This window comes from Flavobacterium sp. (assembly GCF_035760125.1).
Lineage (GTDB): Bacteria > Bacteroidota > Bacteroidia > Flavobacteriales > Flavobacteriaceae > Flavobacterium.
The window spans coordinates 1-9288 of the sequence record NZ_DASTTN010000557.1; the positions used below are offsets into that span (position 1 = coordinate 1).

Sequence of the window (9288 nt, forward strand, 5' to 3'; positions counted from 1 at the left end):
AGGGCAATGTTGAATTTCATTGTTGTTAATTTTTAATTATATTTTTAATATATTTTTTTTTCAATTGTAATTTTCTTTTTAAATCACCACCACATTCAACATTTTTTGAGTGGCAATAATAGCGGCAACAGTTTGATCAGAATCAAGTCCTCTTGTTTTGAATTCTTTTCCGTTGTTGGTCCAAGTGATGATGGTTTCGCATAAAGCATCCGAGCTACTGCCTGGGGGAATACGAACCGCATAATCGACTAATTTAGGCAAAATCATTTTTTTGGTTTTATAAATTTTGGAAAGGGCATTCATAAAAGCATCAAATTGACCATCTCCTTGTGCATTTTCTTCAAAAATTTCACCGTCAATTTTTAAACATAGAGTAGTGGAAGGGCGTAATCCTTTGGAATGAACCAAGACATACGATTCCACAACAATTTTTTCTTCATAAGACTGACTGTCCAATACATCCGAAATGATATAAGGTAAATCTTCTTTGGTAACGGTTTCTTTTTTGTCTCCCAATTCGATGATTCGTTGCGTTACTAATTTTAAATCTTCGGGGTTTAGTTTCAATCCCAATTCTTGAAGATTTTTTTCGATATTGGCTTTACCGGATGTTTTTCCTAATGCATATTTTCGTTTCCTTCCAAAACGCTCCGGAAGCAAATCATTAAAATACAGGTTGTTTTTGTTGTCTCCGTCAGCGTGAATTCCTGCGGTTTGTGTAAAAACATTATCACCGACAATAGGTTTGTTGGCAGGGATTCTATAGCCGGTAAAGGCTTCAACAAGTTTGCTTACTGAGTATAAAGACGATTCTTTGATATTGATTTTTACCTCTGGCATAAAATCATTAATCACGGCAACAGTACTTTCAAGCGGAGCATTTCCGGCGCGTTCTCCCATTCCATTTACGGTAACGTGCAAGCCGCTGATTCCTGCTTTTACAGCTTCCATTACATTTGCAACGCTCAAATCATAATCGTTGTGAGCGTGAAAATCAAAATGAATGTTAGGATATTTTGCAGTGATTTTAGATATAAATTCAAAAGTGTCCGATGGAATAAGAACACCCAAAGTATCGGGTAATAATATTCTTTTCACAGGTTGTGTCACCAAAAAATCTAAATATTGAAAAACATATTCAGGAGAATTACGCATACCGTTACTCCAATCTTCAAGATAGACATTGGTGGCAATTCCGTTTTCATTTGCTAAAGCAATAGACTGCGCGATTTCGGCAAAATGCTGTTCTGGTGTTTTTTTTAATTGATGGGTCAAATGATTTAAAGAACCTTTGGTCAATAAGTTTTGCACTTTTGCTCCTGCTTTTTTCATCCATTCGATAGAAATTCCGCCATCTACAAAAGCCAATACTTCGATTCTGTCGGTATATCCTTTTTCCTCAGCCCAAGACATAATTCCGCTCACACCTTGAAATTCACCTTCACTTACACGAGCAGAGGCAATTTCGATTCGGTCAATATTTAGTTCTTCTAGCAATAATTGCGCAATGGTTAATTTTTCTGCAGCAGAAAAGGATACTCCCGAGGTTTGTTCACCATCGCGAAGTGTAGTATCCATTATTTCAATTTTTCTTTTTTCCATATTGCTTTTTGTATTCCTTTTAAAAGGGTATTATATGTTTTTTACTATTCTACTTTGATTTCAAATAGGCTCAATGTTATTCCTTCATAATGTTTGGGTAAACCGTCATAATCCGGGGTGATAATTCCAAGGAAATTAAACCCACATTTTTGATAATATTCAATTAAGGACTCATTATCTCCCCAAGTGTCCATTCTTAAAAAATCCAAATTATTTTCTTTTGCAAATTGCAATCCCCAATCGATTATTTTTTCTACAAAATGATAACCTCTAAATTTTGGATGCGTCACAATTCGATGAAAATAAACGGCTTTGTCACTATTTTTTTCCTTCCAAATACTTTTGTCTTCGAATGTTATAGCAAATACACAAGCAATTTCACTATCAATTATAATTTTCCATTGACGGTTTTCAGAGATTTCTTTTTCTACTAAACCTCTGTCAAAACCTTGCCATTGTTTATTAAATTTAGTTTTTTGATAGGCAATCGCCATATCATAAAACTCAAAAATGCTGTCTATGTCTTCAATCGTGCTAGGTTTAAAATTCATCTTGATAGTTTTATATTTTTCCTCGCACTTCATTTAATTTCATTGTCATAGAAATTGCTTCGGTTTCTATCCAATGGTTGTATTCTTCTATGGCTTTCAATCGTAATTCATTGTCTAAATAGCCTTCTTCTACCATTTGAAGAGAGCCGGCAACTTTTGACCAAATGCCTATTTTCGATTTATAATCTGATCTTTCTTCATTATAAAAGTCATCAGAATTTATTTTTTCGATAGAATGAAAACCTGCTTCTTTCAATAAATCAGGCAAATCTTCTGCAATTCTATTATTCATTCCAGCGTCCTGTCTCCATTTTAAGAAAGTATCATAAAAGGTCTGCATGCTTTCTGGCGGAGCAGGATTCCAATCTAAATTCGTGTGATCATAGTCCAAAATTGAAATTTGACCGTTTGGTTTCAAAAGGGATTTTATTTTTAACAAAGCTTCTTTTGGATTACTCAACCATTGTAATACTCTAGCTGAAACAATTAAATCGAATTTTTCTTCTGGATTGAAATCAAATAAATCAACATGAATTAATTCTAAATTCGTGATGTCTTGATAGGATTCCTTTCCACTTAAAATGAAATTTTCGGTATTGTCAATTCCAATAACTTTTCCTTTTTCTCCAACTATTTTTGCAATGTCTTTTGAAATAGCGCCTGTCCCACAGCCGACATCCAGAATATTCATACCTGGTTTTAAAATGCCCATCAGATTTCTGTAATCATTTTTAAGGCTTCGATCATCAAATATTTTGGTCGCTTGTTCGTCTCTTTGTATGTGCTTGTTTGATTTCATAAGTTTATTTTATACCTCCAAACACGGAGAAATTACTGTTTTTATGCAAAACATCCACATACGAAAAACCAACTTTTCTCAATACTTCCAATTGATACATCACAGATCGGGGAGTATCTTCTTTGGCGATATAAACAAACACATTTTCTTGATATGCTTTGCCACCCACACCTTCTAAATAATCTGCATAGCGTTTCCACATCAATTGGTCAATTGCAGGATGGTCGTGTTTTATTAGATCTGAAATCCAAAAACAGCCTCCCTTTTTTAGACTTTTATATATTTTGGAGAAAACAGTTTCCCATTCTTCATCCGATCTTAAATGATGCATCGCCGCTCCGGTTACCACAATATCAAAAGTTTCGTCAGGCAATTCCATATTCAAAAAATCGGTTTGAATAGTGGTAATTTTTCCTTCTGAAACTTCAAAAAGTCTTTCTTTTGCCTTGTCCAACATTGGTTGACTTAAATCGATCAAAGTGGAATCAAAATCAGGAATAAGATCTAATAATTTCAAAGAATAGTTACCTGCACCACAGCCCAAATCCAAAACTTGTTTGGCATCAGGACAACAGGCGTTAGCTGCTTGGGTCAATAATTCTAAACTTAAAGTGGCATCAACAGTACTGATTTGGCCTGTTTCTAAATTAGAAAAACGCTCTACTTCATTGTCAAAACGCTGTTGTATTTCAGATAATGTTGATTTCATTTTTTATAATTTAAAATTATTTTTTATGTTCCAAAACCATTTCGTAATGCTCCACGACAGGGAACGGATTGTAATAATGATGCAACAATTTTTTCCATTCTAAATAGGCTTCCGATTCTCTAAAGCCAACCGTATGATCTTCTAATTTCTCCCAATCTACCAAGAGAAGATATTTATTTTCCTTCTCTAAACATTTTCTCAAACTATGACTTACATAACCTGGAATGGATTGTATGAACTGACTGGCAATTGCAAAATCTCTTTCAAAATTTTGTTCTTCTCCTTTTATTACCTGCAGAATAGCCATTTCTAAAACCATACCTATTTTTATATACAAACCCGACAGATTTAAAAAATGTGTCGGGTTTCTTAACTAATTGTATTTATTTTTTTTAGTAAGGCAGTTTATCTGCAAACCCTGTAATCTCTTCTTTAATGTTTTGCAAGTAGTCAATATCATCAAATCCGTTAATCATATTGTTCTTTTTGTACCCATTAATGGCAAAAGATTCTTTTTGACCAGTTACTTTTAGTGTAATGGTTTGCTCAGGAAGATTAATTTCTAATTCTGTTTTTGGATCTGCTTCGATAGCTTTGAAAATAGTTTCAGCAAATTCTGGACTAACTTGAACAGGTAAAACACCAATGTTTAAGCAATTTCCTTTGAAGATGTCTGCGAAGAAACTAGAAACTACTGCACGGAATCCGTAATCGTAAACCGCCCAAGCCGCGTGCTCTCTTGAAGAACCCGAACCAAAGTTTTTTCCGCCCACTAATATTTTTCCGCTGTATGTTTTATCGTTTAAAACGAAATCTGCTTTTGGAGTATCGTCTCCATTATATCTCCAGTCTCTGAAAAGGTTGTCTCCAAAACCTTCACGTTTTGTAGCTTTCAAGAAACGAGCAGGGATGATTTGATCCGTATCTACGTTTTCTATTGGTAGTGGCACTGCACTACTCGTAAGGATGTTAAATTTATCGTATGCCATTGTGATTTGTTTTTGGCAGTCGGCTTTGGGCTTTGGGCTTTGGGCAAAACTGCACTAATTTTATTGATTTAATTTTAGTCTTAATTGATAAATCTGTTTTCTAATTTGAATTACTTTGCTTTCTAAAGTCTGATGAATTTCAGGTTTTAAATATTTCAAGTCAGAAGAAAGCAATAATAAATATTCAACTTCTGAACAGGAAGCAATTGCAATATTCAAATATCTTGCAAATTCTTTTTCGGAATTAGAACCACAACCTTCAGCAAAATTTGTTGGAATAGAAGAAACTGCTCTTCTCAATTGACTTGTTAATCCAAATAATTCTTCTTTTGGAAATTCTTTCGTTGCTTGATAAACTTCAAGTGTAAACAAATGACTTTCTTGCCAAACATTATATTTTCTAAAATCTCTCATATGGACGATCGGCTTTTGGCTTTGAGCAATCTGCCGATAGCCGACGGCTCAAAGCCCACAGCCTTTTTACATCAAATCTCTAGGATCTGTCAATTTTCCAGTAACGGCAGCAGCAGCAGCCATAATTGGACTTGCCAATAGCGTTCTTGAACCAGGACCTTGACGACCTTCAAAGTTTCTGTTTGATGTACTTACCGCATATTTTCCAGCAGGAACCTTATCGTCGTTCATAGCCAAACAAGCAGAACAACCAGGCTGACGCAATACAAAACCGGCTTCAGTAAGTATGTCCAAAAGGCCTTCTTCTTTGATTTGTGCTTCTACAACGTGAGAACCCGGAACTAACCAAGCAGTAACATTGTCTGCTTTTTTTCTTCCTTTAACAATTTCTGTAAAAGCTCTAAAATCTTCAATACGACCATTTGTACAACTTCCAAGGAAAACAAAATCAATTGGTTTCCCAATCATTACATCATCTTCGTGGAAGCCCATATAGGCCAAAGATTTTTTATAAGTTTCCTCACCACCTTCCACTTGGTTGGCGTTTGGAATATGTTTAGTGATACCAATTCCCATACCAGGATTCGTACCATAAGTAATCATTGGTTCAATATCAGCAGCATCGATGTTCAATTCAGCATCAAAAACGGCATCAGCATCAGTTTTCAAGGTTTTCCAATACTCAACTGCTTTTGTCCAAGCTTCGCCTTTTGGAGCGTATAAACGTCCTTCTAAGAAATCGAAAGTTTTTTGGTCAGGGGCAATCATACCACCACGGGCACCCATTTCGATACTCAAGTTACAAACGGTCATACGACCTTCCATAGACATTTCTTCAAAAACATTTCCGGCATATTCAGCAAAATATCCTGTTCCGCCCGAAGTAGTTAATTTTGAAATAATATATAGTGCAACGTCTTTTGGACCCACACCTTTACTTAAAGTTCCGTTTACGTTGATACGCATTTTCTTTGGCTTAGGCTGCATAATACATTGAGTAGCCATAACCATCTCCACCTCTGAAGTTCCGATACCAAAAGCAATAGCTCCAAAAGCACCGTGAGTAGAAGTGTGAGAGTCACCACAAACGATAGTTGCACCCGGTAAAGTAATTCCGTTTTCAGGACCTACAACGTGAACGATACCATTTTTTTGGTGTCCCAATCCCCAGTGTGAAATACCATATTCAGCTGCATTGTCTTCCAACGCTTTCAATTGGTTGGCAGATAAAGCATCGGCAACCGGTAAGTGTTGGTTTATAGTTGGTGTATTATGATCGGCAGTTGCAAAAGTACGCTCAGGATACAATACCTTAATACCTCTTTCTTTTAAACCTAAAAAAGCTACAGGACTAGTCACTTCGTGAATAAAATGACGGTCAATAAAAAACACATCTGGTCCATCTTCTATTTTACGCACCACGTGCGAATCCCATACTTTGTCGAATAATGTAGTACTCATTTTAACTATTTTTTAGTGTATTTCTCTTTTATAATCAGGACAATTTCCTAAACAATTATATCATTGGCAACAAATTTAAAAAAGAAAAGAGAGTCGTCAATTTAGAAAAGTGTTTATATACGATACCCAAAAGGGCTTTACAACACTATTGCACTTTAGTTCGTTGTTTTCGATAAAAAAATACACTTTCTTAATTTGACTTTGAATTTCTTTTCAAAGTAGATTTGATGCTTTTTGTTGTGTTTTTAATAATTTGCAAATTTATTACAAATAAAACGCATAAATGTATAATTTGATTAAAAAATCACAACAAAAATTTAAAAAATAGTGATTATTGTTATATTTCGTATTCTTAATATTTGATAAAAATTAACCAAAAAACCAATTTATGAAGCTGTAAATAATGCAATTTTCGAGTTTTTAGGCCTCCATTTTTTTGCTAAAATACTACGACATCCAAAAAAGAGAAGAGATGAATATTTGATTAGAAAGTAGGTTTTTGGAAAGAAACCAAAGGGATAAAATTTAAAAATCTTTTGGGCGTGCCCCCGTTGGGAAAAGGGGCTTACTTATAGTACCGCCTATACAGCCCCTTTCCTCAACGGGGTCGGGCTATCCGCGCTACTTCGGTAGCTAGCTTCTATCCCTCACGCACTCGCAAGAACATTTGATTGTAGTTAAGAAATGTTTTTTCACGAACGAAATTTAGAATTTATAGCTTAATTCTCGTTTATTCAAATATCATTTTTGTTAATAACTTACGAGTCTCAATCCTTATAAAAAACCTAAATTTGAACTTCCGCCATTTTGCATTTGAATGTTTTTTATTGTTCCTAAAATCAATATTTTAAGATAATAAAGAAGGAGCAAATTGGAACTTTAATTTTTCTTTTTAGAAACTATGTATTTAATATTCGATACCGAAACCACAGGATTACCCAAGAAATGGGGCGCACCCATTTCTGACACCGACAACTGGCCAAGATGTATTCAAATCGCATGGCAGTTGCACGACGACATGGGGAAACTCATCGAGCATCAGGATTATTTGGTAAAACCCGAAGGATTCAATATTCCGTATGATGCCGAGCGTATTCACGGAATCTCTACCGAATTGGCCGAAGCCGAAGGAGTTTCTTTGGCTGAAGTTTTGGAGAAATTCAATGTTGCTTTAGGTAAAGCCAAATTTATTGTGGGTCAGAATCTAGGTTTCGACATCAATATTATGGGCTGTGAATTCTACCGAATGGGTGTTCAGTCGCCTATGGGTGAGATGCCGATTTTGGATACCTGTACCGAGGTTACTGCTTCGTTATTGAAATTGCCTGGAGGGCGTGGAGGAAAATTCAAATTGCCTACGTTAACGGAATTACATAGTTATCTTTTCAACGTTCCTTTTGCGGAAGCACACAACGCAACTGCCGACGTTGAGGCTACCACGCGTTGTTTCTTGGAGTTAATCCGTAGAGATATTTTTACCAAAGAAGAACTTGATGTTGAAGTGGGTTATTTCAAGGATTTCAAAAGTAAAAATCCGCACGAAATTGAGTTAATCGGTTTAAAACACATTAACCTAAAAGAAGCTTCCGAAAGAATCCGACTTCAATTTGGCGAAAAACAAGCTGTTTCGGTTTCCAAAGAAGAGCTTACAGAGAATAAAAAAGTATTGGTAGATGCGGCTTTCGCGCATTTACACAACCATACACAGTTTTCGGTTTTGCAATCGACCATCGCTATAGGAGCTTTGGTTTCGGTTACAGCCAAGAATAAATTTCCTGCCGTTGCGATGACGGATACGGGAAATATGATGGGAGCATTCCATTTTGTGAGTGCAGTAATGAATCACAACAAATCGGCTTCTGCCAAAAATAAGGAGTTAGTCGAAAATGGTGAAGAGCCAACGGAAACCGAAATCAAGCCTATTGTAGGTTGTGAATTCAATATCTGTGAAAATCATTTGGATAAATCCAAAAAAGACAATGGTTATCAGGTTGTTTTGTTGGCCAAAAACAAAAAAGGCTATCATAATTTGGCCAAAATGGCTTCTATTGCATACACAGCAGGTTTTTATTATGTGCCTAGAATTGACAGAGCGATTGTAGAAAAATACAAGGAAGACATTATGGTTTTGTCTGGGAATTTATACGGAGAGATTCCGAGTAAAATTCTGAATATCGGTGAAAACCAGGCCGAAGAAGCCTTAATTTGGTGGAAAGAACAATTTGGTTCCGATTTGTATCTTGAAATAATGCGTCATAATCAAGAGGATGAAAATCGTGTAAATCAAACCTTGGTTGCCTTTTCTCAAAAACACGATGTAAAATTAATAGCTACCAACAATACCTATTATGTAAATAAAGAAGATGCCAATGCGCACGATATTTTGTTGTGTGTAAAAGACGGTGAAAAGCAGGCCACGCCTATTGGTCGTGGTCGTGGATATCGTTATGGATTGCCTAATCAAGAATACTATTATAAGTCGGAAGAGGAAATGAAAAAACTCTTCGCCGATTTGCCTGATGCTATTGCCAACATTCAGGAAATTGTAGACAAGGTCGAAATTTATTCGCTTTATCGCGATGTATTGCTTCCTAAATATGATATTCCGGAAGAGTTTTTTGTGGCAGAAGACGAGGCTGATGGCGGTGTTCGAGGTGAAAATAAATATTTACGTCACCTTACAATGGTTGGCGCAGAAAAAAGATATGGAGAAATTACTCCAGACATTCAAGAGCGATTGGATTTTGAGTTACTCACGATTTC

Annotated in this window: 9 protein-coding genes; 1 reads left to right on the forward strand and 8 read right to left on the reverse strand. The window is 35.7% G+C overall.

What is annotated here, in order from left to right:
- Positions 1 to 78: 78 nt before the first annotated feature.
- The 8 genes from VFS71_RS19865 to leuC all read right to left on the reverse strand — a co-directional run bounded on the left by VFS71_RS19865 (position 79) and on the right by leuC (position 6525).
- Complete coding sequence (locus tag VFS71_RS19865) at positions 79 to 1602, reverse strand: alpha-isopropylmalate synthase regulatory domain-containing protein (RefSeq protein WP_326403435.1); 1524 nt, start codon at positions 1600 to 1602, stop codon at positions 79 to 81.
- A 44-nt stretch (positions 1603 to 1646) separates the two neighbouring features.
- On the reverse strand, positions 1647 to 2153 hold the full coding sequence (locus VFS71_RS19870; protein WP_326403436.1) for a GNAT family N-acetyltransferase: 507 nt from the start codon (positions 2151 to 2153) through the stop codon (positions 1647 to 1649).
- A gap of 10 nt (positions 2154 to 2163) precedes the next feature.
- Positions 2164 to 2952 (reverse strand): methyltransferase domain-containing protein, encoded by a 789-nt coding sequence (locus VFS71_RS19875; protein ID WP_326403438.1) that lies wholly within the window; start codon positions 2950 to 2952, stop codon positions 2164 to 2166.
- Between the two features lie 4 nt (positions 2953 to 2956).
- A complete protein-coding gene (locus VFS71_RS19880; RefSeq protein WP_326403439.1) occupies positions 2957 to 3661 on the reverse strand; it encodes a class I SAM-dependent methyltransferase in 705 nt (234 codons plus the stop codon).
- A 16-nt stretch (positions 3662 to 3677) separates the two neighbouring features.
- On the reverse strand, positions 3678 to 3998 hold the full coding sequence (locus VFS71_RS19885) for an antibiotic biosynthesis monooxygenase family protein (protein ID WP_255558522.1): 321 nt from the start codon (positions 3996 to 3998) through the stop codon (positions 3678 to 3680).
- A 55-nt stretch (positions 3999 to 4053) separates the two neighbouring features.
- On the reverse strand, positions 4054 to 4650 hold the full coding sequence (gene leuD / locus VFS71_RS19890; RefSeq protein WP_111408096.1) for a 3-isopropylmalate dehydratase small subunit: 597 nt from the start codon (positions 4648 to 4650) through the stop codon (positions 4054 to 4056).
- Positions 4651 to 4710: 60 nt separating this feature from the next.
- Positions 4711 to 5064, reverse strand: coding sequence for a four helix bundle protein (locus tag VFS71_RS19895; RefSeq protein WP_111408095.1), 354 nt, complete (start codon positions 5062 to 5064; stop codon positions 4711 to 4713).
- 66 nt (positions 5065 to 5130) lie between these two features.
- Entirely contained in the window at positions 5131 to 6525 is a 1395-nt protein-coding gene (gene leuC / locus VFS71_RS19900; protein WP_326403440.1) for a 3-isopropylmalate dehydratase large subunit, read from the reverse strand.
- Between the two features lie 901 nt (positions 6526 to 7426).
- Between leuC and VFS71_RS19905 the strand changes: the two genes are divergently transcribed.
- Positions 7427 to 9288: DNA polymerase III subunit alpha (locus VFS71_RS19905; protein ID WP_326403441.1), on the forward strand; the 1862-nt coding region annotated here is incomplete at its 3' end.